Origin of the sequence: Hyunsoonleella sp. 2307UL5-6, assembly GCF_047345485.1 — a bacterium.
In the GTDB taxonomy this organism is placed as follows: Bacteria; Bacteroidota; Bacteroidia; order Flavobacteriales; family Flavobacteriaceae; genus Jejuia.
Genome location: NZ_JBLFEN010000001.1, coordinates 493,352 through 519,205, shown reverse-complemented (window position 1 = coordinate 519,205; position 25,854 = coordinate 493,352). Strand labels below are relative to the sequence as shown.

27 protein-coding genes are annotated in these 25,854 nt (G+C 31.2%); 2 read left to right on the top strand and 25 right to left on the bottom strand.

Annotated features, from left to right (window positions below):
- Window positions 1–72: 72 nt before the first annotated feature.
- The 18 genes from ACKGJY_RS02265 to ACKGJY_RS02180 all read right to left on the bottom strand — a co-directional run bounded on the left by ACKGJY_RS02265 (window position 73) and on the right by ACKGJY_RS02180 (window position 13,226).
- A complete protein-coding gene (locus ACKGJY_RS02265) occupies window positions 73–540 on the bottom strand; it encodes an SRPBCC family protein (RefSeq protein ID WP_413972217.1) in 468 nt (155 codons plus the stop codon).
- 15 nt (window positions 541–555) lie between these two features.
- Window positions 556–1,017, bottom strand: coding sequence for a TspO/MBR family protein (locus ACKGJY_RS02260; RefSeq protein ID WP_413972216.1), 462 nt, complete (start codon window positions 1,015–1,017; stop codon window positions 556–558).
- Window positions 1,004–1,180, bottom strand: coding sequence for a Lacal_2735 family protein (locus ACKGJY_RS02255; RefSeq protein WP_413972215.1), 177 nt, complete (start codon window positions 1,178–1,180; stop codon window positions 1,004–1,006). Before ACKGJY_RS02255 ends, ACKGJY_RS02260 begins: the two co-directional genes overlap by 14 nt.
- A 6-nt stretch (window positions 1,181–1,186) precedes the next feature.
- Window positions 1,187–1,723 carry a glutathione peroxidase gene (locus ACKGJY_RS02250; protein ID WP_413972214.1) on the bottom strand — a complete coding sequence of 179 codons (537 nt, stop codon included), beginning with the start codon at window positions 1,721–1,723 and terminating at the stop codon, window positions 1,187–1,189.
- 4 nt (window positions 1,724–1,727) lie between these two features.
- Window positions 1,728–2,411, bottom strand: a complete 684-nt coding sequence (locus tag ACKGJY_RS02245) for an SDR family NAD(P)-dependent oxidoreductase (RefSeq protein WP_413972213.1) — start codon at window positions 2,409–2,411, stop codon at window positions 1,728–1,730.
- Between the two features lie 19 nt (window positions 2,412–2,430).
- Window positions 2,431–2,646 carry a hypothetical protein gene (locus ACKGJY_RS02240; protein WP_109353114.1) on the bottom strand — a complete coding sequence of 72 codons (216 nt, stop codon included), beginning with the start codon at window positions 2,644–2,646 and terminating at the stop codon, window positions 2,431–2,433.
- A 152-nt stretch (window positions 2,647–2,798) separates the two neighbouring features.
- Entirely contained in the window at window positions 2,799–3,017 is a 219-nt protein-coding gene (locus tag ACKGJY_RS02235) for a hypothetical protein (protein WP_413972461.1), read from the bottom strand.
- A 10-nt stretch (window positions 3,018–3,027) separates the two neighbouring features.
- Window positions 3,028–3,717 carry a GTP cyclohydrolase I FolE gene (gene folE / locus ACKGJY_RS02230; RefSeq protein WP_413972460.1) on the bottom strand — a complete coding sequence of 230 codons (690 nt, stop codon included), beginning with the start codon at window positions 3,715–3,717 and terminating at the stop codon, window positions 3,028–3,030.
- A 114-nt stretch (window positions 3,718–3,831) separates the two neighbouring features.
- Window positions 3,832–4,104 carry a TIGR03643 family protein gene (locus tag ACKGJY_RS02225; protein WP_413972212.1) on the bottom strand — a complete coding sequence of 91 codons (273 nt, stop codon included), beginning with the start codon at window positions 4,102–4,104 and terminating at the stop codon, window positions 3,832–3,834.
- Window positions 4,101–4,529 carry a hypothetical protein gene (locus tag ACKGJY_RS02220; protein ID WP_413972211.1) on the bottom strand — a complete coding sequence of 143 codons (429 nt, stop codon included), beginning with the start codon at window positions 4,527–4,529 and terminating at the stop codon, window positions 4,101–4,103. Before ACKGJY_RS02220 ends, ACKGJY_RS02225 begins: the two co-directional genes overlap by 4 nt.
- A 121-nt stretch (window positions 4,530–4,650) precedes the next feature.
- Window positions 4,651–6,132, bottom strand: coding sequence for a deoxyribodipyrimidine photo-lyase/cryptochrome family protein (locus ACKGJY_RS02215; protein WP_413972210.1), 1,482 nt, complete (start codon window positions 6,130–6,132; stop codon window positions 4,651–4,653).
- Window positions 6,122–7,654: a cryptochrome/photolyase family protein gene (locus ACKGJY_RS02210; RefSeq protein ID WP_413972209.1), complete on the bottom strand. Its 1,533-nt coding sequence runs from the start codon at window positions 7,652–7,654 to the stop codon at window positions 6,122–6,124. The genes ACKGJY_RS02215 and ACKGJY_RS02210 overlap by 11 nt, the downstream gene beginning before the upstream one ends.
- A 121-nt stretch (window positions 7,655–7,775) precedes the next feature.
- Window positions 7,776–9,086, bottom strand: a complete 1,311-nt coding sequence (locus ACKGJY_RS02205; protein WP_413972208.1) for a DASH family cryptochrome — start codon at window positions 9,084–9,086, stop codon at window positions 7,776–7,778.
- Window positions 9,056–9,202, bottom strand: coding sequence for a DUF2256 domain-containing protein (locus ACKGJY_RS02200; protein WP_413972207.1), 147 nt, complete (start codon window positions 9,200–9,202; stop codon window positions 9,056–9,058). The genes ACKGJY_RS02205 and ACKGJY_RS02200 overlap by 31 nt, the downstream gene beginning before the upstream one ends.
- The gene (locus ACKGJY_RS02195) at window positions 9,153–10,622 is read right to left on the bottom strand and encodes an SDR family oxidoreductase (RefSeq protein ID WP_413972206.1); all 1,470 of its coding nucleotides are present in this window, start codon (window positions 10,620–10,622) and stop codon (window positions 9,153–9,155) included. Before ACKGJY_RS02195 ends, ACKGJY_RS02200 begins: the two co-directional genes overlap by 50 nt.
- The gene (locus tag ACKGJY_RS02190; RefSeq protein WP_413972205.1) at window positions 10,619–11,251 is read right to left on the bottom strand and encodes a flavin reductase family protein; all 633 of its coding nucleotides are present in this window, start codon (window positions 11,249–11,251) and stop codon (window positions 10,619–10,621) included. The genes ACKGJY_RS02195 and ACKGJY_RS02190 overlap by 4 nt, the downstream gene beginning before the upstream one ends.
- 1 nt (window position 11,252) lies before the next feature.
- The gene (locus tag ACKGJY_RS02185) at window positions 11,253–12,566 is read right to left on the bottom strand and encodes an ABC1 kinase family protein (RefSeq protein WP_413972204.1); all 1,314 of its coding nucleotides are present in this window, start codon (window positions 12,564–12,566) and stop codon (window positions 11,253–11,255) included.
- Between the two features lie 3 nt (window positions 12,567–12,569).
- Window positions 12,570–13,226 carry a TetR family transcriptional regulator C-terminal domain-containing protein gene (locus ACKGJY_RS02180; RefSeq protein ID WP_413972203.1) on the bottom strand — a complete coding sequence of 219 codons (657 nt, stop codon included), beginning with the start codon at window positions 13,224–13,226 and terminating at the stop codon, window positions 12,570–12,572.
- Between the two features lie 672 nt (window positions 13,227–13,898).
- Here ACKGJY_RS02180 and ACKGJY_RS02175 point away from each other — a divergent pair.
- Window positions 13,899–15,344, top strand: coding sequence for a BLUF domain-containing protein (locus tag ACKGJY_RS02175; protein WP_413972202.1), 1,446 nt, complete (start codon window positions 13,899–13,901; stop codon window positions 15,342–15,344).
- A gap of 39 nt (window positions 15,345–15,383) precedes the next feature.
- Here the strand turns inward: ACKGJY_RS02175 and ACKGJY_RS02170 are convergent, their stop codons facing one another.
- Entirely contained in the window at window positions 15,384–16,040 is a 657-nt protein-coding gene (locus ACKGJY_RS02170; protein WP_413972201.1) for an MIP/aquaporin family protein, read from the bottom strand.
- Between the two features lie 222 nt (window positions 16,041–16,262).
- On the opposite strand from ACKGJY_RS02170, the gene ACKGJY_RS02165 reads away from it, so the two are divergent.
- Complete coding sequence (locus ACKGJY_RS02165; RefSeq protein WP_413972200.1) at window positions 16,263–17,111, top strand: DUF2911 domain-containing protein; 849 nt, start codon at window positions 16,263–16,265, stop codon at window positions 17,109–17,111.
- Between the two features lie 212 nt (window positions 17,112–17,323).
- Here the strand turns inward: ACKGJY_RS02165 and ACKGJY_RS02160 are convergent, their stop codons facing one another.
- The 6 genes from ACKGJY_RS02160 to ACKGJY_RS02135 form a co-directional block, all read right to left on the bottom strand.
- Entirely contained in the window at window positions 17,324–18,313 is a 990-nt protein-coding gene (locus ACKGJY_RS02160) for a Gfo/Idh/MocA family protein (RefSeq protein WP_413972199.1), read from the bottom strand.
- Window positions 18,291–20,003 (bottom strand): sodium:solute symporter, encoded by a 1,713-nt coding sequence (locus ACKGJY_RS02155; RefSeq protein WP_413972198.1) that lies wholly within the window; start codon window positions 20,001–20,003, stop codon window positions 18,291–18,293. Before ACKGJY_RS02155 ends, ACKGJY_RS02160 begins: the two co-directional genes overlap by 23 nt.
- 113 nt (window positions 20,004–20,116) lie before the next feature.
- On the bottom strand, window positions 20,117–22,642 hold the full coding sequence (locus tag ACKGJY_RS02150; protein ID WP_413972197.1) for a PIG-L family deacetylase: 2,526 nt from the start codon (window positions 22,640–22,642) through the stop codon (window positions 20,117–20,119).
- A 175-nt stretch (window positions 22,643–22,817) separates the two neighbouring features.
- Window positions 22,818–23,291: a hypothetical protein gene (locus ACKGJY_RS02145; protein ID WP_413972196.1), complete on the bottom strand. Its 474-nt coding sequence runs from the start codon at window positions 23,289–23,291 to the stop codon at window positions 22,818–22,820.
- Window positions 23,292–23,455: 164 nt separating this feature from the next.
- A complete protein-coding gene (locus ACKGJY_RS02140; RefSeq protein WP_413972195.1) occupies window positions 23,456–24,295 on the bottom strand; it encodes a hypothetical protein in 840 nt (279 codons plus the stop codon).
- Between the two features lie 135 nt (window positions 24,296–24,430).
- Complete coding sequence (locus tag ACKGJY_RS02135) at window positions 24,431–25,420, bottom strand: hypothetical protein (RefSeq protein ID WP_413972194.1); 990 nt, start codon at window positions 25,418–25,420, stop codon at window positions 24,431–24,433.
- Window positions 25,421–25,854 lie beyond the last annotated feature (434 nt).

Sequence of the window (25,854 nt, the reverse complement as noted above, 5' to 3'; positions counted from 1 at the left end):
TTAATGGAGTTACAATGGATAATAGGGTTAAAAAATCTTATAATCTATTTTACACATTAATTAAGCAGAATTTTAAACCGGATACTTACCAAAAAGTGCTTCTAGCTTCGTAGTTCTATAGTTAAAAATTTCTTCAAGTTTAGGTTTCACTAAAAAGGGGTGTACTAGTTGCCCAAGAATACCAAGCGGTACTTTATAATCTATAATATCTTCCATTTCTACACCACCATCTATTTCCTTTATAAAATGTTTATGATGCCATAATGCATAGGGGCCAAAACGTTGTTCGTCTACAAAATAATGCTTGTCTACACTATGTGTAATTTCAGTAACCCATTTGGTTTTTATGCCCAATATAGGAGTTACTATATATTGAATAATTTGTCCAGCATACATCGGTCTATCAGCACCAGATAAAATATGAAACCCCATATATTCTGGTGTAATAGTTTTTAAATTTCTAGGATTTGATAAAAACTCCCAAGCTTGATCTATAGAAATAGGTAGCTTTTGTTTTTTATGAAGTGTATATATTTTCATGAACTTTTTTTATGCTTAATTGTATAGTAATATGTATCCATTGAGCGATGTTGCAATGCAAAGCCAAATAAAGTATGGTAAAATTAAGAGCGTTTTTAGTTTCATTTGCTTTTTATAAAAAAACATAAAAACGCTTATTGTAAATGTGAGTAAAATAATTACGGTTAAAGCAAGACCTATTAAATGTAAATTAAAAAAAATAAAATTCCATATGGTGTTGAGTACTACTTGTATACCGAAAATAATCAATGTGGTTACACCTCCTAAGGTTTTGTATAAAAACCCCATATATATTGAAAAACATAACATTATAGAAAACCAAGCGGCACCAAAAACCCATCCTGGAGGAGTCCATGGTGCCTTTTCTAGATTAGTATACCAATCTGTTTGAGGACCATTAGACATTAGATAGCCGCCAATAGCTAAAGTGGCAAAGTTAATTATTAAAAAAATAAAGATGTATTTAAGCAGCTTCATTATTCATCATGTTCAATTGTTTAGCAATTTTTTGGGCTTCACTAAATTTTTGATCACTGGCTGCTTTGTTTGTAGAAGACAATCTATGCCACTCTTTCATTAACTTTTTAAATTTTTCTTCCAATCGGGCTCTTTTAGTTTTTTTGATAAAAATAGTAAACATTTGCTTTTATTTTAAATATTTTAAAATCTTTGAACTCATTGGGCTAGTCGCAGAAAAATAATAATCTACCAAAAGACCTTCTCTATCAACTAAGTATTTTTGAAAATTCCATTTTACAGAAGAATCTTTAACACCGTTGTTTATTTTTTGAGTTAACCAACTGTAAAGTGGATGTTGCTGTTTGCCTTTTACATGAAGTTTTTCGGTAATTAGAAAGCTTACGCCATAATTTACTTGACAAAAATTTTCGATATCGTTGGTGTCACCAGGTTCTTGTCCTCCAAATTGATTACATGGTAAACCAATAACCTGTAGCTTGTCACCATACTCTTCGTGTAGTTGTTGTAACTTTTTATATTGGGGAGTGAAACCACATTTTGTGGCTACATTTACAAAAAGAATGTGTTTCCCTTTGAATTTAGATAAATCAATAAGTTTACCTTGCAAAGAATTAATTTCTATATCATAAACCGAATTTACTTCCAGTTTTGTTTTGGTATTATTAGAGCCTAGGGTTGCAATAAATGTTTTAAAAGGATTCATGAATTTATATTTTAAAACTTACGATACCACAATCCATTTGATAGACTTGACCAGAAATTGACGATGCGTTTTCTGAAAGTAAAAATTCTGCCATACCAGCTACTTCCTCAGGGGATAAAAACTTTTTTAGCGGATGACGTTCTGTGATATTTTCAATCATCTTGTCGTTGCGCAGTAATTTGGACGCCAAATCAGTATTTGTTACAGTTGGCGCTATGGCATTTATGCGAAGCGTAGGTGCTAACTCTGCTCCTAAAGATTTTACCAAACCTTCAACACCAGATTTAGAAACGGCAACACTTGCATGATACGGCATACCAAGTTTAGATGCTACTGTACTAAATAAAACAATAGATGGCTTACTCCCTTTTTTTAGAATTGTAAGATATTTTTGAATTACCTTAACAGCACCAAGTACGTTAATTTCAAAATCATTTTTAAAATCGTCTATACTAAGGCGTCCTATGGGTTTTAGATTGATGCTACCAGGGCAATATACAAGTCCATCTGCAGTATCAATTTCAGGTAATTCGTCTTTTGTAATATCGCTTTGGTGATGGGTAAGATTAGAGTGCGATATCTCTGGTTTACTTCTACTAATGTTTATAACATTGCAGTTTGCTAATAGTTTTTCAACTAATGCTTTACCAATGCCCTTACTTCCACCAACTACTATTATTGTTCTCATAGGTTTCAGGGCATTTTTTTTATGGCCTGCCCTTTAGCCGTTTTTCTATTTTTTGTTTAATAACTGTTAGCCGTTTCATTAAATCCATTATTTCAGGATCTTTTTCTACCTTGTAGATATCGTTTAAACCTAATATTAAACTTTTTACTTCTCTAGATGATTCTATACGCTCACTTGTAGTTTTAAAAGTGTGTCTGCGTTGTTCGAACTCTAAAGCTTTGTCAATAATCTCCATAATTAATTTTACTATATTTTTTGAATAGTGCATTATAATACGCACATTCTCGCAATATAATAAAATATAGAAGATTACCTATTTTTATGAAGAAATATTAGATGAATTTTGATATTTCAAGCATTTAGTTACTTATTATGAAAGTTTTACTATTACAATAAGCGTCCTTTTAATCGCTTTTCAACTTTTCTTTTTATTACAGTTAAACGCTTCATGATATCCATGATGTTTTCATCCTTTTTTTGCTTGTAGATTTGATTTAAATCTAAAATTAAGGCTTTTGCTTCTCTTGAAAGTTTAACACGATCACTTGTAGATAAAGACCTCATTTTTCTTTGTTCAAACTCTAAAGCTCTGTTTATTAATTCCAATTCCATAGTATTAATTATTTAAATAATTTTGTAATTCTGCAATTTTTTCTGAAGTATTAAATTGTCCGCCATAGTATGCGGTAACTGTAGATGACGTATCATCTTTTATGCCTCTTGAAGATACACATAGGTGTTTAGCATCAATTATAACAGCTACATCTTCTGTATCTAAAATTGTTTTTAATTCGTTTGCAATTTGATTAGTTAAACGTTCTTGAACTTGAGGACGTTTAGCATAATATTGCACAATTCTATTCAATTTTGAAAGTCCGATTACTTTACCAGATGAAATGTAAGCCACGTGTGCTTTCCCTATAATTGGTACAAAATGGTGTTCGCAATTAGAGTAAAATGTTATATTTTTTTCAACTAACATTTGGTTGTATTGATATTTGTTATCAAACAAAGCAACCTTAGGTTTATTTTCAGGATTTAAACCTGAAAAAATTTCATCTATATACATTTTAGCAACACGCTTTGGCGTACCTTGTAAAGAGTCATCTTTTAAATCTAAGCCCATAACATCCATTATTTCTTCAAATAGAATGCCGATACGTTCTTTTTTTTCCGCATCTGTTAGTTTAAAGGCATCAGGTTTCATTGGTGTTTCCAACCCAGTGTACAGATGGTCGTCTCCTATATCTTCGGTTGAAAATCCATTTAATTTGTGTCCATTTGTTTTTACTTTTTCTAGTTGCATAGCATCTTTTTTATGTGCTGTCTCAAACATAATCTAATAACATATCATTTAATAACAATTTTAATTGTTAAATTAACTCAAAAGCAATTAGGCATATAATTCAATCAAAGCACGTTAACGTTTAGAAATTTTATTATGTGTTATTTGTTTTTGTCTGCTACATTTAAAGCGTCCTTTTTCAAATCCTCTTAATTTTTCATGTTTTGTTGACCTCCCTTGAACGCGTTGTCTCCACATTCTGAAACTACTTGGTTTCATTTCTCTTCGCATCAATTCAATAACATCTTGTTCTTTTAAACCAAATTGATATTCTATGGCTTCAAAAGTTGTACGATCTTCCCAGGCCATTTCTATAACTCTATCTATTTCGTGTTCTGATAATGTCATATATTTTGAAAGTTATAGTGTTCGTCGTATTTTATTTTTTCATCTAACATTTTTAGAAAAAACTTTTTATTCTCCTTAAATGTTTTGTTATTTTTAAATCTGATAAATTTTCCTTGGGCATGTATACTAGCTCCATTTGTTTTATATATAACCAATTGGTAATAAGGAATTACCCAAGTAAAATTTTGAAGTCCTTTATTTATGTACAGTATTATACCACCTTTTCTAAGTTCAATGTTGGCATAATTAATATCTGATACTTTATTGATATATGTTTTTAAATTAGGACTTACATCTTCAATAATTAAACGTTTAGAGCCAACACCTTTTATTTTTAAAGCTTCTAAAAAAGAGAATGGTTTACCTACCAAATCAGTAATGATTTGTTTGTGTTCTTTATTATTATGTGTTGAATTTAGTATCATTATTCTTATTGATACTCAAAGATACAAAATTGTTTAACCTTTTTACAAATTAGTTAAACAAAATTTCAATCAAATAATAAGTTTTAGTTATGATAAATTATATGTATCTGATTTTTAGAAGTTAAGAGTTTTTGAAGCGATTTTTAAGTGTGTGCTTTTTTAATATTCTTTTACTTTCTTCTATTACTATTTTGTCTTTACGGAGTTTCCAAAGCGCATTACTTGCTTTAGTTCTTGTAGTTTCTAAGTCTACTATTGGTTTTGGATAATCTTTACCCAGTTGAAAGTTATAGAATTGTTGTTCCATTTCTGTCATAAGGTAAGGCTGATGTGCAAAAGGGATATCTAGAGCCTTAAGTTCTGGAATCCATTTTTTTATAAAAGCGGCTTCAGGATCATGTTCTAAACTATTTTTCACAGGATTATAAATACGTAGCATATTTATTCCTGTTTCTCCCGCTTGCATTTGTAATTGAGGGAAATGAATACCAGGTTCAAAATCTAAAAACATCTGCGACAGGTGAGTTGTAGCACCTTGCCAAGGTTGCCAAAGATTGTGCGTATAAAATGATACTACCAATGCGCGCATTCTAAAATTAAGATAACCTGTTTCATTTAAACAGCGCATACAAGCGTCTACAAGCGGGTATCCTGTTTGTCCGGTTTCCCAAGCAATTTGGTATACCTCTGAAACACTTTTTTTTAATTTATGAAACCCTTTATTTACACTAGCCTCTTCCATAGTGTGCTCCATTTCAAATTTTTGAATAAAATGGGTTTGCCAACGTAAGCGCGACATGTAGGCTTCTAACGCTTTTTTATTTGTTGATGTTTTCTTAAGATGATATGCTTTATGATACACCTCTCTAACCGATAAGTTTCCCCAAGATATATATGGTGAAATCCTACTACAGCTTTTTCGAGATAATTCTGGTTTAGAAATATTAAACATGTAATTAGAATACCGGTCTTTATAAAACGACTCCAAGTATTTAAGCCCAATTGTACGGCCACCTTTTTGGAAAGGTGAAGTTTCTGGTGTTGTTAAATCTGGAATATTAAAATTTTGCTCTAGCGTTTCAACATCTTCTTTGGTTACAAGTTGTTGTTGTTTTGGTAAAAACATTAGAGGCTCAATAGCATAGTAAGCATCAACTAAAGCAGTCCAGTTGTCTCTATTTTTTAAACCGCGCTGTATACCATTATTGATGTTTTCGTGCCAATTAATTAAATTGTTTTTGCAATACCTTTTAAAATTTTTATCACGCTCATAAGTTACTAGTACTCCTGTTTCTTGGTGCGAGTAAATATTTGATATTTGATAATGCGATTGTAATTGATTAATTACCGCGATAATATCAGATTGTACTGCAAGTATTTTTGAGTTGTAATGCTCTAATTCATTATTAAGGTCTATAATTGACTCTTTAATAAAATTCCAATGGCGCTCGCTGTAATGTTTATCGTTTATTAATAAAGGCTCAAAACTATAGAGTAAAAGTGTTAGTTTACCAGTGTTAAGTGCATTATAAATAGCTTCGTTATCATGCAGTCTTAAATCTCGTTTTAACCAAACAATGTTTACATGGGGCTTAGTATTCATCTTGATGTGCAATTATATGTTGTGCTTTATCTTTAATTTTTTTTAGTTGATTATTATCCATTTTATCTAGTAGGCTATACATCATACCCATTCTAAAATTATTTCTTAAATACTCACGTTTCTCATCTAAAAAATTCCAGTATAAACTGTTGAAAGGGCAAGCATCGTCTTCCGTTTTTTTGCTTTTGTTGTAATGACAATTAGAACAGTAATTGCTCATTTTATTAATGTAAGAGCCAGAAGACACATAAGGTTTGGTTGCAATTTTTCCACCATCTGCAAATTGGCTCATACCTCTTGTGTTTGTAAGTTGTACCCATTCTACTGCGTCTATGTAAACGCCTAAATACCAAGCGTCAACTTCATCTGGGTTAGTTTGTGTTAATAACGCATAGTTCCCCGTTATCATTAAGCGTTGTATGTGGTGGGCGTAACTATTATTTAGCGAGTTTGCTATGGCATGTTTTAAACAATTCATTTTTGTATTACCTGTCCAGAAAAATTCTGGTAAATTATTTTGATTGTTTAGTTCGTTTAGACTTTTATATTCTGGCATAAATGCCCAATACATACCACGCATATATTCTCGCCAACCTATAACTTGTCGTACAAAGCCTTCTACTTGCGAAATAGCAATGGTGTCTCCATGTTTTCTGTAATAATTCATTACAGTTTTTACAATGTCTTTTGGAGATATCAACTTTAAATTCATAGCGAATGATAACCGTGAGTGAAACAAATAGTCCTCATCTGTATGCATAGCATCTTGATAATCGCCAAAATGAATTAATAAATGTTCGCAAAAATATTTAAGTTGTTCTAATGCTTGAATTCTAGAAATAGGGTAGGAGAAGGTTTTAGTTTCAAACTTACCAATAGTTTTAATGTCGGTATTTTTTATGTTCTCTACAATTTCTGTAACATCATTTTTAAATAACTTATAATTTGGGATTTCAACTTCACCTTTCCACTTGTTTCTATTGCTTTTGTCGTAATTCCATTTACCACCTTCGGGTTGGTCGCTAACCATTAAAATGTCATGTTTTTTGCGCATATCTCTGTAGAAGTTTTCCATGAGATATTGTTTTTTGCCCTTAAAGAAAGTTTTTAAATCTTCTCGATTTGTGTAAAAATGTTCAGTTGATACTGCTTTTGATGAAATTTTAATAGTACTGCAGAAGGATTTTAATTGTTCGTCTAAACGGTATTCATCCGGAAATAAATATTCAAAATTTGAAATTTGATGGCTGTCAATTAATTTTGAAAGATTATCTATTAAGCTTTGTGTATTTTTATCATCATTAATTTTGAAATAAATTACATCATGACCGTTGGAGGTTAAATCCAAATGAAATTGACGCATTGCAGAAAAAAAACCAATTACTTTTTGAATGTGATGTTTTACATAGTCCGTTTCTTGGCGCATTTCAAACATACAATACAAAACTTCATCATCGGTATCTTTAAACCATGAGTGTTTTATGTTGAGTTGATCGCCTAATATCAGTCTTAATGTTTTCAATCTTTTTTATTTTTGTTACACCGATTAGTTATGTCTTTTTTGTCACAACAATACTTAAGTGTGTAATTAGCGCTTTATATAATTCGCTTGTGCCTAATAAATTAAGCGAACATGTAATTATTTAAAATAATGTTTTTTGCAACCATAAATTCTGAAATTTACCATTGCTATCATAACGTTCTGCTTGTAAGTCTACATTAAACTTTCTATTGCGAGGATCGTTACCAACGCCCGAAACATACATCCAGTTACCATAATTACTATGTACGTCGTAGTCTAGAAGTAATGACTCAAAATACGCTGCACCAATTCTCCAATCTAGCAATAGTTCTTTTGAAAAAAATGAAGCTACGTTTTGCCTACCTCTATTACTCATCCAGCCTGTATGTTTAAGTTCTAACATATTTGCGTTTATAAAAGCTGAACTGGTTTCGCCATTTATCCAAGAATCTACTAAACTTTTATCAGTTTTCCATTGATACTTTTTTTTGAGAATTCCATCTTTTTTAAATATATCGTTATCGTGTTTTAGCGACATATATTTGAAATAATCTCTCCAAATCAATTCAAAGATCAACCAATAAGTCGATTGGTTCTTATAATGTTCTTTTTCAAATTCCTTCACAAACCAATATATTGTTCTTGCAGAAATACTACCATTTGCCAACCACGGCGAAAACTTAGAGCTATAATCTTTACCAACAAGCCCATTTCTTGTTTTTTTGTAAAACCCTAATTTTTTAGTCTGAAAAAAATAATCATCCAAACGATGTAATGCGGCATTTTCTCCCCCTTTAAAAGGAAAAGCTGTATTTGGGTGTGGCACAAAACCATCAAACCCCAACGCTTTTAGTGATGGAATAGTAGTTGTATTAGAAATAGATTTAATAGGCAGTAAAACTTCTGAATTATTTGAAGGCTTTACGCAACTATACTTTTCTACCTTTTTTCTAAAACTAGTAAAAACCTGAGGAATTTGTTTAAAAGACATAACAATATCCTCTGGATGAAATAGGAATTGGTTGTAATGTTCGTGAAAAGAAATATTTTCTGAAACATTAGTTTTTACATATTCTAAAACTTCAACTTCTTCACTCGTCCATTCTTTTTGAAGATAAATATCTTTAATGTCAAACTGCTCAATTAGTTTAGGAATGGCATGCTCTGGGTTGTTGTGGTATACAAATAACTCAATATTTATATCCTCTAGGTTTTCCTTTAAATCTGTAATGGTTTCTATTAAAAACTGAGTTCTATATTTTTCAGTTTTTTTAAATCCAAAGCTATTTACCTCAAAATGTCTAGGATCAAAACAGTAAACTGCAATAAGATGTTTGTGTTTTTGTAAAGCTTCGTTTAAAACGATATTATCATTAACTCGTAAATCGTTTCTAAACCAAACTAAGCCGGTGTTGTTTTGTTTCTCCTGCATCGTTCACTACAATATTTAACGTTGTCCCAATTTTTTTCCCATTTTTTCCTCCAAGTAAAAGGTAAACTACAGGTTTTGCACGTTTTCTGTGGTAAGTGTTGTTTTTTGTGGCTCAACTTTTACTAATTTATTTATCATACCTGAAAATATAAAACCATGAAACGGTAGTACAGCATACCAGTATAATCTACCCCAAAGACCTCGAGGTCTAAATGTTGCAGTTTGTTTTAATTTATCATCTTCAATTTTAAATTCTAACCAAGCTTCACCAGGTAAACGCATCTCTGCGTATAATAATAGTTTTTGTTTTTCTTTATCAGCAAAAATTACACGCCAAAAATCTAAGGCATCACCAGCATCTAACTCCGTTGGACTGGTACGTCCACGCCTTAAGCCGATACCGCCAAAAAGTTTATCTATATAGCCCCTAATACGCCAAAGTATGGTGCCATAATACCAACCATTTTTCCCACCAATACTCCAAATTTTTTCAATGGTTGCATCTGTGTTAATGATATTACGTTCTTTATAATCTTTAAAACACCCAAACTTAGGTACGTTTACATATTTATGTAATTGGTTGCCTAAACGTCCGCTGCTTACCATGGAATCTTTCCAGCTAGAAACAATACTGTTTTGTTCAATTTTTTCGAATGCTAGTGATACTGCTTCTCTGTAAGTAATAGGGTTTACATCTAGTATTTTATTAATATTGCTTGGTTTACCAATAATTTGCACGCCCATACTATCAACTAGCGATGTAGCCAATTTGTAAGATGTAGACGTTACAAAATATAACCAATATGATGATAACTTAGGCGTCATCACTGGTACAGTTAATATATAACGTTTAAGTCCACGAACTTCAGCAAATTGAAGTAACATTTCTCTATAAGTAATAATTTCAGGACCAAAAACATCATAACTATTATTGTAAACAGCTTCCTTGCCTACAGCACGAGTTAAAAATGATAAAACGTCTCTAACAGCCAATGGTTGAGTTTTTGTATTTAACCATTTAGGCGCAATCATAAAAGGTAGTTTTTCAACTAAATCTCTAATAATTTCGAATGAAGAACTGCCAGAACCAACTATTATTCCTGCTTTAAATATGGTAAGTGCATATTGTTCTGATTTTAAAATACCTTCAACATTTTTTCTCGATCTAAGATGTTTAGACAGCTGATCCTCATTTGTAATGCCACTTAAATAAAGCACTTGTTTAACGTTAGTGGTTTCAATATGACGTTTAAAATTTATGGCACACTTTTCTTCTAAAGTTTCAAAATCTTTTGAAGAGTTAGACATAGAGTGTATAAGATAGTAAGCTGCATCAATCTCTTTTGGAATGTTTTTAAGAGTTTCAGGTTTTAAAAAGTCTGCTTCAATCACATATATATTTTCATCTTCAGTATAACTTTTATCTGCTCTTAATCTATCTCTTACAACACAAACAACGGTATGGCCCTCATTTAATAAAAAGGGGATAAGGCGTTTGCCAATATAACCTGTTGCTCCTGTTACAAGAATTTTCATAAACTTTCTGTTATTTCTTTAGGTCTTTGGTATCCAAATCTCTCATTATTTTGTGGTACAGCATAACCGTCTAAACCATTTATAGCAGCAACTCCTGCTTTTGATAGATTTATAAATCCGTCGTCTTCAATAAGTTCATTGTCTACATACAAGCCAATTACTTTACCAATAACTAAAATGGTATTATTGGCTTTTATTGGATATTCTTCTAAAAATTCCATAGCTAGTTGTACAGGAGCGCCTTTTACAAATGGAGCTTTAAAATCATCTTTAAATTCAGCCTTTAAATTTGTCATATCAAATTCTGAGATATCGCTATCGTATTTTGCTGATGTATGGTGCGCATCTTCTTTAATGCCTTCATATATATGATTTATAGTATATACCCCTGTAGTTTTTAAGTTATCGTAAGTATTACGTATTACGGTAGTTGGTCTCAAAAAAAAACCAAAAATAGCAGGACTAGAACCAATATGCGTAATAGAACTAAATACCGCTACATTCTGTACACCATCTTCTGAAACAGAACCAATTAAATTAGCCGATTTATAGCCAGAGCAACTATTAATCAAGTTAATTTTGTAGATATGATCTAAATTTTTTATATCTGTTTCACTAAAATATTTCATATTAAGATAATCTTAAGTAGTTATTAATTTTTATGTTTTGAGCTTTTAAATCAAACATTAAATTATAAAGGCCAAAAAATGTTCTGTTTATATAGATAAAATGTTTAGAACCACGATTTCCATTCATTTTCTTTAAATCTGTACTTTTTGAGTAACGTTCGCCTAATTCAGCAATTTTTCCAAAGAATCCAGCATCAGAAAAATCAAAAGTTTCTTGATGAAATGGTTGCGTAAATAAACTCAACATGTCGTGAAACATTTCTGTAAAAAAGGCTAATTCTTTTTTAGAATCCTCTTCCTTTAATATTTCAAGCTCATATAATTTGGATACAAAATTATCTCTATTGGTAATATTTTCTGGTTTTGCTAACTCGAAATAAGGTGTATAAAATTCCTGAGGGATAGATTTCATACACCCAAAATCAAGAGCTATTAATTCTCCTTTTTTAGTGATTAAGAAGTTCCCAGGATGAGGATCTGCATGTACTTTTTTCAAATTATGAATTTGATACATGTAAAAATCCCAAAGTGCTTGCCCTAATTTATTTGCTTTATTTTGATCGGTATTATAAGCTGTAAATTCTGATAAATGCTCACCTTCCATGAAATCCATAGTAATGATACGCTCAGAAGAGAGTGCTTCATAATATTTAGGAAACTTTAAATTTGCTATGTGTCCACAGGCATTAGAAATTTCCTTACTCTGCTTAACTTCTAAAACATAATTAGTCTCTTCAACCAACTTATGTTCTACTTCCTTAAAATATTTGTCAGAATCTTTCCCTTTAATGTTGAACATACTCATAGCTATAGGTTTAACCATAGCTAAGTCTGATGCGATACTCTCAGCAACTCCTGGATATTGGATTTTCACAGCAAGTTTTTTCCCATTCTTAGTTGCAATGTGCACCTGACCGATGCTTGCAGCGTTTACAGAAGTTGCATTAAAAGTATCAAACAGTTCATCTGGATGTTTTCCAAAATATTTTTTAAAGGTTTTTATTACTAAAGGCGGTGATAATGGCGGTACTGAAAACTGCGCTAAAGAAAATTTTTCCACATAAGCTTGTGGTAAAATACTTTTTTCCATGCTTAGCATTTGCGCTACTTTAAGCGCACTACCTTTAAGTTGCTTTAACCCATCGTAAATATCAGAGGCGTTATTTTTGTTCAAACGCTCTTTGGCGTCAACCTCTTTACTTACTAATTTGTCACCGTAATATTTTAAATAATTTACGCCCACTTTAGCGCCAGTAGACACTAATTTTGATGCACGTCGTATTTTTGATGTAGGTATATTGTCTATGGTCTTCATATGTTAATTGGAATGAAATCGTTCTTTAAATAAAAATTTACCCAAATCGATAACACTTTTAAGAGGTGCAATATCTAAAACATCAAATGTGGTGTTTACCGATTTTTCTATATAAATATCAGTTTTCTCAAACGAGGCCGATGTATCATCTAGCCAGAACTTCATAGTTAATAGTAGTTGAAACCAAGCAGATTCTTTAAGCGCGTTGTCTTGTATTTTCTCTAATTGTTCCTGCTTTACATCTAACATTTGTATACCCAATTCGCTTACGTAATTTGTGTAGTGCTTTTTTAAACCAGAAAGTATTTTTAAACCTTTAAAGTCTTTTTTGTATTTGTCTAATACATGTTTTACATAGCTTCTGTTTGCAGTAAGATTTTCAAAAAAGGTGTAGTAAAAACTTAAAAGTTTATTTCTAGCATCAAAAATTTTATAATCTTCGCTTTTTTCTAAAGCATGTATAGAGTTTGAGAAGAAGGCTTCAAAAATGCCCTTCTCTATAGTTTCAAATGAAGTAAAGTATTCATAAAATTTAGCTTCATCAAAATTATTCATTTTAGCGAAAGCGAATACCGTTTTTGGATTAGCGTCATGTTCTAATACATAATCCATATACCATGTTATTATATCATCTTTTGAGACAGATTTTTTCTTAGCCATAATTTTTAATATTTAGCGTAAATATACAAAATGTTTAACTATTAATTAAATAAGTTAAACAAAATAAAATGTTAATATATTTATACTGATGTAATTTATAAATGATAAAACTTTAGTAACTTTTTAATATTCAGCAAAATTCAACTTTATATACAAGTAAAAATATGAATAAGTACGTTTTAACCTCTTAAATTGTTATTGAGTACTTTTAAATAGGTTTTGGTATACATATTATTAAAGTAAGATTATAATTTTGCAATAAAATGTGATAATTATTAGATGGTGTTTACAATTGATTTTTTTTTTAGGTGGCGGTATTGGGTTTTCAATAGGTTGTGTTGCAGTTATTATTATAAACTTATATACACAAAATAATAAAAAGTCTTACAGGTCTAAATTTAAATAATGTCATGTTTCTTCAAGTAGAATCTCTGTATAATTTTATATTATGATAAACTAAATTTAAAATTCATGTTTTAAACCAAGAATTTTCTTATTCAAACTAAATAATGATACATTTAGTTTCATATAAGTTACAAATACTCATAATATTTAAAGAATTGTATTTGCATCTTTAACTTAATTCAATATTTTTATAGAAATTCTTTTTCGCTTTTAAAAAAAGTTTAAGTAGAAAGGTATTACTGATGAAATAATTACAATTATTGAATTATGATTGATTTACGTGAGAGTTCGCCTTTAGATATGTTACGCCAATTTGCCGTTAGTTTAGATGCAGATTTAATTGAGAATTACGGTGCTTCTAAGCTAATATTAGATAACGATAAGGGAAAAGGAACCATCCAGTTATACGGTCTTTTCCCTGGGTTAACAGCTTGGGTTTACGACGTAGAATTTACATCAGATTTAGAGTTAGATTTGGAGTTTTCTGATCAAAGACCTTATTATTTTGGTTATCATATTTCTGGCTACCAGTATCAAAAATTTCAAAGTGAGAGTGAATTTAAAAAAGTAGAACAAGGGCAAAATTTTATTTTAATTAGTGAACCTGGAACCAATTCAGAATTTAAAATACCTGGAAATATTAAATATCAATGTTGTTATTTAATACTTTCTCTTTTTGATTTAAAAAATTCTAATGTAAATACCAAGCGTTATTTAGAATTAAACTTGGAAGAAATTTTTGATCTAAATATCACGGAACGACCATACAGGTATTTTGGTAATATTGATGTTAGAACTGGTGCATTTGCAAAAATAGTTATTGAAAACAAACGTACAGATTTAGTAGGTAGATTACTTACAGAAGGTGCTATATTAAACATGTTGGCCTCTCAAATAGAAGCGCATGATTATGATGAGAATGAGAATAGCTTTTTACCAAATTTGCAAAAGGCAGAATTATCAAAACTCACTAAACTGGGTGATTTTATAAAGGCAAATGTTCACAAAAAAATTTTAGTAAAAGAAGTTAGTCAGCATTTGGGTATGAACTCCAAAAAAGTACAATCTGGTATTCGCTTTTTATATGGTTATTCTCTTGGGCAATTTATTAGTAATATTAGGCTAGATACAGCAATGGAGCTACTTAATACTACAGATAAGAGTATATCTGAAATTTGCTATTCAGTAGGTTACAATAGTAGAAGTTTTTTTTCTAAGTTGTTTTTTGAACGTTATGGTAAAACCCCAAGCGACTATAAAAAACGTTTTGTGAGCGGAGATTTACTCTACGAAGTGAGTTATCGCTCTATGGCAAATACTGACACTACAGATGCCGATATTAAAGCTATAATTAAAACAGCAAGAGCACATAATAAGTCTCTAAATATTACAGGAAGTTTAATATATCATAGAAAAGTTTTCTTTCAATTAATTGAGGGGTCTAAAAAAGATATTCTTGAGTTATACGAATCTATAAAAAAGGATGATAGGCATTTTGACGTTACTACAATATGGGAAGGACCTAAACCTTTTAGAGAATTTGAGGATTGGAGTATGGCATTAGTTACAGATGATGGCGTAAGTAGTTTAAAACGTCAAGGCAGCACAAAAAACTTAAAGCTTGAAAATATGATGGGCAACATAGATGAGGAATCTTTAGTATCTAAAAGCCTCTGGAATAAAGTACGAAATATTATTAAAATTACAGGGTAACTCACTTACAATTAGGTACACAAGCCTGACTTATATACGCTAGCAACACTGTTGCTCTTTAACTAACTTACAACTAGAAACTGCAGTTATAGCTCCTAAAATTGGAGCAATAATATAGAGCCATAAATATTGAAAGTTACCTGTAAAAAGAGCAGGAGCTATAGAGCGTATAGGATTCATAGATGCTTTTGTAATTGGGCCTGCAAACATGGCTTCGAGTAAAATTATACCGCCAACAGCTATGGCAGCCATGGTGCCAATTTCTTTACTACCTGTAGATACGTTGATAATTACTACCATTAAGAAAAACGTTAGTAGAAACTCTAAAATAGCAGCTTTGTACGCAGGAAACCCTTCTGCAGGCGTTGTTTCTCCTAAAAATTGACTTTCTGGAAATAGAAACCAGAGTAAGAATATGGCAAGAGTTGCACCAATAGCTTGTGCTAAAATATATTTAGGAACTTTGTTCCAATCGAATTTTTTAGCAAATGCAAAGCCTATGGTAACCGCAGGATTAAAATGTGCACCAGATATTTCGCCAAATGCATAAATCATAGCCATTACTATAAGTCCCCATGTAGCTGCAACACCTACGTGCGAGATGCTTCCACTAGTTATTTCGTTAATAGTCATAGCACCACAACCGCAAAATATCATAGCGAATGTACCCAAAAACTCAGAGATGTATTGTTTCATAACTTATTTTAAGTATTTAGACGAATTTGCGTTAGGGATTGCGGCATTTGTTGAATCCCGATTATAATCGGGAGACTGCCGAAAGCCCGACCCTTGTGGTAACGCCCAAATTATTTTTGACAAAGATACAACGTCTTATTTTAAGCTTTTGTTAACAATAAGCGATTTTTGTTTGGTTAATTTTGAGGTGTTTAAAATTTAAATAATAATAACTAAAAAAAAATGAAAAAATTACTATTATTACTAATGACATGTGTTACTGTATACACTGTGCAAGCGCAAATAGAAACGCCACAACCAAGCCCAAGTGCTAAACTGGAGCAAAAAGTGGGGTTAACGGATGTTACTATTGAATATTCTAGACCAGGCGTTAAAGGACGTAAAATTTTTGGTGGTTTAGTGCCTTACGGTGAAATATGGAGAACTGGTGCTAATAAAAATACAATAATAACATTTAGTACAGATGCTACTGTAGATGGACAAACATTAAAAGCAGGGTCTTATGCTATTTTTACAAAACCAGGTAAAGAAAGTTGGGACGTGTATTTTTATACTGATACAGAAAACTGGGGAACTCCAAAAAATTGGGATGATAGTAAGGTAGCTGCTAAAACTAATGTAAAATCGTATACTGTTCCTTTTGATGTAGAAACTTACGCTATGGATATTAATAATATCTCCAACAGTGGTGGACATTTAGAGTTTATCTGGGAAAAAACGTATGCTGCCGTACCTTTTACAGTACCAACTGATAATGCAGTACTATCTAGCATTAATAAAACGATGAGTGGTCCTGGTGTAAATGATTATTTTTCTGCTGCTGTGTACTATTTAGAGGAAAATAAAGATATTAAGAAAGCTAAAATTTGGATAGATAAAGCGGTAGAAATGACTAACGATAAGCCTCGTTTTTGGGTGCTAAGACAACAATCTTTAATACATGCAAAAGCTGGTGAGAAAACCACAGCAATCGCTGCAGCTAAAAAATCTTTAGAGCTTGCAGAAAAAGCAGGAAATAAAGGATATATTAAAATGAACCAAGACTCTTTAAAAGAGTGGGGAGCTATGTAATTTATAGGTCTTAAATTTCAGAATATTGAATGTTTTAAATGAGCGCAACTTTCTTGGTTGCGCTTTTTGTTTGGAAAATATCTAATTAAGTACTGGTCTTGCTATTAGCTATACCTGCTTATGATACCTTATATAGGTACATCTTTTTTACAGAATAAACCAAAAGTGTCAGCTCTATTTTAACACACTTATTTGCTATTGTTATGTAAAATCTAGTAGTTTAAGTTTATCAGTTGTCTTACTGAATCTAGAGTTTTAATAAGCTGTTTGCTAAACTTAAAAGTCATAACATCACTTTCTGTTTTTCCTTTACGAATAAGCTCCGTAAAATGTATAGCTTCGTAGTTGTAGCCTATGGTGTTGTAATTAAAATCTAAAATTTCTTGCGAGCCTTCATTTGGCGTAAGCGTTACTGTTGTAGGAGCATGAAACATACTGTTTATTTTTATAGTACCTTTTTCACAATAAAAAACAGCCTCAGTAGGTGTATCTTCAATCAATGAACTTTTTAAAACCGCTTTTACATTGTTATCATAGTCAAAAACCATATCACAAGACGCATCTGCTCCGTTGTCAAAATAAGTCGCTTTTGCTTCAATGTTTTTAGGAATTCCTAAAGTAGATAATGCAGTAAAAATAGGGTATATACCAATATCTAATAAACTACCACCACCAAGCGATTTATTAAATAACCTGTGAGAATCATCAAATGGTCTACTAAATCCAAAGTCAGCTTCAATTTTTAAAACCTGACCGTACGATTCGTTTTTAAGAAGTTTTAATACATGTTGATAATGTGGTAAAAAATAGGTCCACAATGCCTCCATTAAAAGGGTGTTTTTTTCTTCAGCTTTAGCTATCATATTTTCAACTTCATTTGCATCTATGGCAAATGGTTTTTCGCATAGTACTGGTTTACCATGTTCTAAACACAATAGCGTGTTTTTTTTGTGTAACGCATGAGGTGTTGCAATGTAAACAGCATCTACATTTGGGTCTTTAGCTAAAGCTTCGTAGGTGTCATAGGCTGTTACTGCTTTATATTTTGTAGCAAACGCATCTGCTTTTTCTTGATGTCTTGAGGCAACCGCATATAATTTAGTGCCTTTAATTGTCAATAAATCAGTTGCAAATTTATGAGCAATATTGCCTAGGCCAATAATGCCCCAGTTTATGGTTTTAGGTAGCTGTTGGTTTTTCATTTTTTAATAGTGATTGTAATAAACACGCTATACAAATAACAATAGTACAGCCAACAAAATTTAGCCATAAAAATGGAAGGTTAATATACTCGTATTCATTTAAAAAATATAAGGCAATAATTAATACTTGAGTAATTAAAGCTGCAATAAATACAGCATTACCTTTTACAAATTTAAAGAAAAATGCTAATAGGAAAATACCTAAGATATTTCCATAAAAAATAGATCCGATAATATTTACTAACTGAATTAAATTTTCAAAAAGATTAGCAATACAGGCTACACCTATAGCAATAATACCCCATAAAAATGTAAACCATCTAGAGGTTTTTACCATTTGCTGTTCAGTTTTTTCAGAAACATTCCTTTTGTATAAGTCCATGGTTGTTGTAGAGCCTAAAGCATTCAGTTCACTTGCGGTACTAGACATGGCTGCACTTAAAATAACAGCTAGAAGTAATCCAATAAGTCCACGAGGAAGATTATTCAAAATAAAATGTATAAATACATAATCCTTATCGTTGCTTTCAATTTTCATATCCATTTTTAAGCTAGCTTTATCTATAAGTACTCTAGCTTCTTTTCGTATATCATCATTAGCAGCATTAGCGGCTGTAATAAATGCTGCTGTTTCTGGTTTACCCGATGTATTATAGGCTTCAATAATTTTTTGTTTGTCTCTAAATATTTGTGATTGTTCTTCTTGAAGTTTTTTATAGTCTTCTGCATAATCAGACTGTAACATCATTTCAGTAGCTGTAGGATTAAAGTTGACAGGTGCTTCATTAAATTGATAGAATACAAAAACCATTACACCAACTAATAAGATAAAGAACTGCATTGGTATTTTTAGTAAGCCATTAAAAATAAGCCCCAATTGCATTTCTCTAACCGATTTACCAGAAAGATAGCGCTGTACTTGACTTTGATCTGTACCAAAATAAGAGAGCATTAAAAAGGTACCACCAATAATACCGCTCCAAAAAGTATACCTATTATCTAAACTAAAGGAAAAATCTAATACCTCCATTTTACCACTAGCACCTGCAATTTCGAGAGCTTTTGTAAAGGTAATATCTTCGGGGAGTTTGCTAACTATGATAAAAAATGCAACCAACATACCAATAAAAATAACTACCATTTGGTGTTTTTGAGTTACATTAACAGCACGCGTACCGCCAGAAACTGTATAAATAATTACTAAGAGGCCAATAGCAATATTAAGCGTTAGTAAATCCCAGCCTAAAACAACCGATAAGATTATAGCAGGTGCAAAAATGGTAATTCCTGCTGCTAAACCACGCTGAATTAAAAATAAAATAGCTGCTAAAGTTCTTGTTTTTAAATCAAAACGATTCTCTAAAAACTCATAAGCTGTGTATACTTTTAAGCGATGGTAGAGCGGAATAAATACCAAGCAAATCACAATCATAGCTATTGGTAATCCAAAATAAAATTGCACAAAGCCCATACCATCATTAAAGGCTTGCCCAGGTGTAGATAAAAAAGTAATGGCACTTGCTTGTGTTGCCATAACTGATAAACCTATAGTCCACCATTTTGAAGTATTACCACCACGTAAATAGTCTTTTACGTTTTTACTGCCACGTGTTTGAAGTGTACCATAGGCAACTATAGCAACTAATGTAATTGCTAGAACCGTCCAGTCTACCCAGTTTAACATCTGCATAATTTAAAATACTTGTGTTAAGATGTAAAAAATAATAAAGTAAAGTGCGTTAGCTATTAAAACTAAGGTATACAGTTTACTCCATTTTTGTTTTGGTACTTCTTCTTCCATAATCAATCTTTAAGTTTTAAGGATGCTTTTATTTCATCTTTTCCTAGAGATAGCATATTAGCAAATAGACGATAAGCACCAGAAACGCCAGCAGGAAATTCTCTAAAAAAGCTCAAACCGGTATATATGTAATAACCGTTACCGTGTTTTGCAATAAGTAAACTACCATCTTTGGCTGTTTCGCCTTTATCATTCATGGATAGTATTGGAGTAAATTCATTACCCCAACTATTTGCAAAATATAGTCCACGTTCTTGCGTCCATCCTTTAAAATCGTTTTGTGTAATTTTATTTGGGAAATTTAACACCTCGTGTTCTGGTTTTAAAAAGCGTACATCAGCATTTTCATCTGTTACACGATCTCTAGATAGTGTTAAGTCGTAAGGTGCCAAATTATCTATTTTTAATCTATACGATGTATTGTATTGCACAATCATATTACCACCATTGGCTACAAAATCAAACAATTGTTGTTGTTTAAATTGTAAATCCTCTAGGGTGTTGTAAGCTCTTATACCAACAACTACTGCATCAAAAGCACTTAGGGTTTCTGGAGTAATATCATTTGGTGTTATTATACGAACGTTGTAACCTATTTGCTCTAAACTTTCAGGAACAACATCACCTGCACCTTGAATATAGCCAATGTTTTCGCCTCTTTTCTTAATATCTAAGCGAACTACTTTACTTTCGCTAGGTAATACTACAGTTTGAAAAGGGATATGTTCGTAATCTATTCCTATAAGTTCTTTTGAATATTCTTTTCCTTCAATATGTATTATTGGATTAATAAGGCCTTCACTTTTAGTGCTTGGTGGTATTACAGTAAAAATAAGCGTTTGTGTTTCTCCCTTATGTGTAATGGCTATTTTTTGTTTTTTAGGATACACATTCCAGTTATTTGGGTGCTTTATTTCTACATTACCTTCTAAATTATCGCGACCTGCTTTTACAATTACCGTTATATCTTGTTGTTGGTTATCATTAAAAATAATAACTTTTTCTTTTATCTTAGCTGATGCTTCCGGAACTACCTCAAACGGACGATACAATTCACCTTTATCAGGTTTAGAAAAACGCTGAATTACTGATTTAGTGAAAGTGATGGGTGTGTTTTCAATTAAAACATTAAAATCTACATTGTAAACTCTAGGTGTTTCTGGTTTTCCAATAAGACTTTTGTCATCTACTTGATACATGCCTAAGGTTCCTTTTTTATCTAACCAATACGGTGTAGTAAGTGTAGCGTTAGTATTGATTTTTAAGACTTCTTTAAATCTGAATCGGGTATTACTATCAAGATTTATATTTTTTGAAATACTAGTACTACTTATATTACCAATGCTTATAAGCGTTATGGGTGTTTTACTTCTATTTAAAACCTCTAAATTTAAGTTTACCATATCTCCAGCAGTGGTCCAGTTAGTTTCTGCAGAAGCTTCTAAATATAAACCAGCACACATTTCAATAATAGCTTTTAATTCTTTTGATTTTTGAGTTTTCCAATGCTCATTGTCAATATTTTGAAGTAATTGATAAGCTTTTAATAACTCTGAAACATGAACCGAAGGATTTTGAAAATTGAATTCTTTTTCAACATTATTTAATATATCACCAATAGCTTTTCCACCTTTAACGCGATTCCATGAGGTATCGATACCAGCAAATATGTGTGCATTATTTTCTAATGGGGCTCCTTTTAAAAATTCTATATATTCAGTTTGCGATCCACGCGTAGAAACACGCCCAAAACCTTGACATAAATGTTGACTACTTGCCAAAGATGCCAGTTCATTATTAGACATTCCTTTTACAGGGTAGTAGGTGCCAATATCAAAATTTAGCATATTACTTTTATCTATTTTATCAAAGGCTTCTTTACTACCATAACGCCACCAACTTGTATTATAAAATAAACGTTTTGGTTTCCATGTGCTAGTTTGTTTTAGTTGATTAGGATATGCAGAGTTATCATTTGCTAGATCAAAAGCTTCCATACTCAACATTGCAGATGTCGTATGGTGGCCGTGTGTAGTGCCAGGTGTTCTGTGGTCAAATCTATTGATTATAATATCTGGTTTAAACTGCCTTATAGCCAATACAACATCGCTTAATACTTGATTTTTATCCCAAATTTCTAAAGTTTCATCGGGGTGTTTGGAGTATCCAAAATCATTTGCTCTTGTAAATAGTTGTTCCCCGCCATCAATACGTCTTGCTGCTAAAAGTTCTTGTGTACGTATTACGCCTAGTAGTTCTCTAATTTCTGGACCTATAAGGTTTTGTCCACCATCACCACGTGTTAATGATAAATATGCAGTGCGTGCTTTTACTTGGTTAGCCATATAGGCAATTAAACGTGTATTTTCATCATCTGGGTGTGCAGCTACGTATAGGACAGAACCCAAAAAGTTTAACTTTTGAATAGATTCGTAAATTTCTGATGATGAGGGTGTTTTTGGTTTTTGTGCTTGGGTAATAGATAGCGAGAATAGTGCTATAAGCACAAAACGTATGTGTTTTTGCATAACTAAAGGTTATTAAGCGCCAAATATAATTAAAGAAACTAGTGCGGGTGTTGGTTTTAGTTTTTGTTTAACAGTATATTTTTATTCATTGATAACTAGCGAATATTGCTTTTAATCTATGAAATTTTAATGTAAGAGAAACTTAAGTTGTTTTAAAACCTAGCGGTTTAATGTTCTATTCTAGCTCTTCTAACATTAAATTATAGTCGTACTGTAAATCTTCGTGTAATTTAGCTATTGTTTTTTTTGCTAATAGTAGTTGCCTATTGTACATATTAACCAATTGTATACTTCCATGAATACTAGGTGTAAATTCTTTTAGTTTTTCACAAAAATAGAGGAGGAGTTCTACCTCAGTTTCCTTTTGTTGAGAATAGCGGATAAACTTTTTTACATTTCTTAATATTTTACGAATACTCTTTTTTATATAATAAAAGTTGTTGGTATTTATCAAATTAAATTCTTCATCAATAAAACCTTTTACTACACTAATGTAGCCACCTTCGTCATGAGACTCAAATAGTAAATATGTTAAAAGTTCTTTGTTTTCCTTTTTAAAACGCGCTAAGCGAAGACACAGTTGTTGTAACTCGGTGCTTGAAAGCGTATTTAATTCTTTTTTTATTTCAGGAAGATTAACGGCTTTCATCTATTTAAATTAAAAAGATAAAAGTAGTAAGTAAAAATGTGTTTGCAAAATCGATTTAAACCGCAAGTTAAATAGGTATATAAAATGTATAAGTGATTTTCATAAACCGTTATATTATTTTAAATAATGTTATTTATAATTATCTCTTTTGGATAAAATCTAATTTATCTTATAGATTTAAACTGAATATCTTCTAATTTTAATTCCTCAGATTCGTAAACCATAGCAATTTTAACTTTATATGTTGGTATTGTATCCTTATACAAATCAACATTTGATACTAAGCCAATTTTATTATGTGTAAAAATTAAGGGTTGGTTAGATTGAATTTTAAAACTATCTTCATTAGTTACATATTTATTGATGTGAGATTTAAGTTGATCTTTATTTAATTGTTCTTTAAAAAACGTATTTGTTTTTGTGTAGATTTCATCAATATCTTTATGTATTATATGATTCATTATATCATTAATAATTCTAAATTTTTCCTGATTACCCTTATTTTCATAAGGTAAAAAAGATAAATATGATAGTTTTGCATCGTCTATATCTAAAGCTAAAATAGCTCTTAACCTTAAACTATCTCCATCTATCAAAGTAGCCGTATAATCATTAGTTCTATATTCTGCAGTCATTATACTACCATAATCTTTTATCGTTTTTATTTTACCATAAAACTTTTCGACAAAATCAAAATGATTTTTAATATCAGATTCTAATATTGCACTTGTTAAGCTGCTGTCTGCATTTTTGTACAAAACTTTAAAATCTCTTTTTTGTAGCTGTAGTTTTATTTGTTCGCTTTTTGCCTCGATAAGGCTATCGCTTTTTTGTTTAATTTGAGATAACGTATAGTTATGCCGCCTTTTGTAATCATCTACCAATGTATCTGTTGCATTATTAAATGCATTTTCTTCTAAGGGAATTGGCTTACCTGGTGTGTCTTTACAAGCAGTATGAAAAATTAAAATAATAAATGATAATAGGTAAAATTTAGATTTCATTTAGTTTATGTTAGGTTAGAAACGTTTAACGTATAAGTTGGATATAAATTAACTTTAATTTTTTAATCTAATATATATTAAAGAGGATTACTTTCAAGTAATCCTCTTTATTTATTTGATTAAGGTTTTATTATTTTAATAATATTGCCATACTCTAACATAGTCAACCCACGACCAATGTCTAGATCCAACAGGTCTGCTGGTAAATCCATTTGCACCACTATTAGGATGATTTCTATCAAAAGCAGCACCGTTTGATAACCAAAGGTATTCATAAGTATTAGATACATGGTTTCCTCTAAACTGTGCCTTTAGAGTGCCTTCGTAATACACGTCCATTCCAGAAGCCCACCAGTGTAAAGCATACTTACGATATGTAGCACCATCTTGTCCTTCTGCAAACCAATATAGAGTTTTGCGATCAGCATTAGATCCATAACCATCATAATGTACTACAGATTGTACTCTAGTATTAACATAAACAGATTCAAATATATCTATTTCAGCACCATCAGATGCAGTGTTGTTTCCTCCACCAGCGCCAGAAATTTGATTAGGGCTTTGTAACCAAAATGCTGTGTGCGATCCATAGGCTGGGTTTTGAGCAGATATACTAGCCTCTAACCAACCATATTTAATAGATATTTTGCCAGCGGTATTTGCAGAGCCACAAACTAATATATTATTAGCTGTTTTTTCAGATTGTAATATTAGTGCTCCACCATACAAGAAGGTTTGCTCTGGGCGCCATCCCCACCATTTAATATTCAAATCGCGTCCATTTAAACCTCTTGTGCCACTTCCATTGTTACCCCAAGGCGTGTATTGTTCTGTCCAATAGTTTGAACTTGGATTAGAATAGTTGCTACCACTAAATTCGTCAGACCATAAGAAATTCCATTGTGCTGCTGTTTTACCTTCTTTAGACACGAATTCGCCCTTTTTAATTGTTGGTTGTGCATTCTTCGGTGATGTTGGATCTACTTTGTAGTTTTTCCAAGCATGTTCTTCAGTATCCGAAATATTGACGACACTAGTGTTTTCGTCAATGGTTAAATCTTCAGTTTGACAACTGAAAAGGGCTAAGACTGACATAGCCAAAATAATCGATTTTGATTTTCTCATAATAATTTAGTTTAGATTAAAATAATTGATTGGTATAATAAAAAACACCAATTTAAAGTTTCTTAAAAAAAAGGTAGAAGAGTCGTTTTAGATTACAAAAAGTCTGTTCTAACTATTTAGAAATAATATATAAATACTGTAAAAATTGAATGTAGTTAGGTTTATACTTCTACTAGGAGGTAATAAATTTGATTAATATTGGTCATTATTATATTAGTTTGGTTTAGTTATTGAAATAAGGCTATAAAAATGTATTAAATACTAAAAAAGATTAAATTTTAAGTGTTCTTACAAAAAGCAAATAACAAATTCGAATAAAACGCCTTTCACAAATTTGTTTATATATCTGTTATCATTTATGGATTAAAATACTTTATTTATGGATTTTTATTGAAAACCACTATAGTCAAATATCAAAATATGTGTAGTTTTTC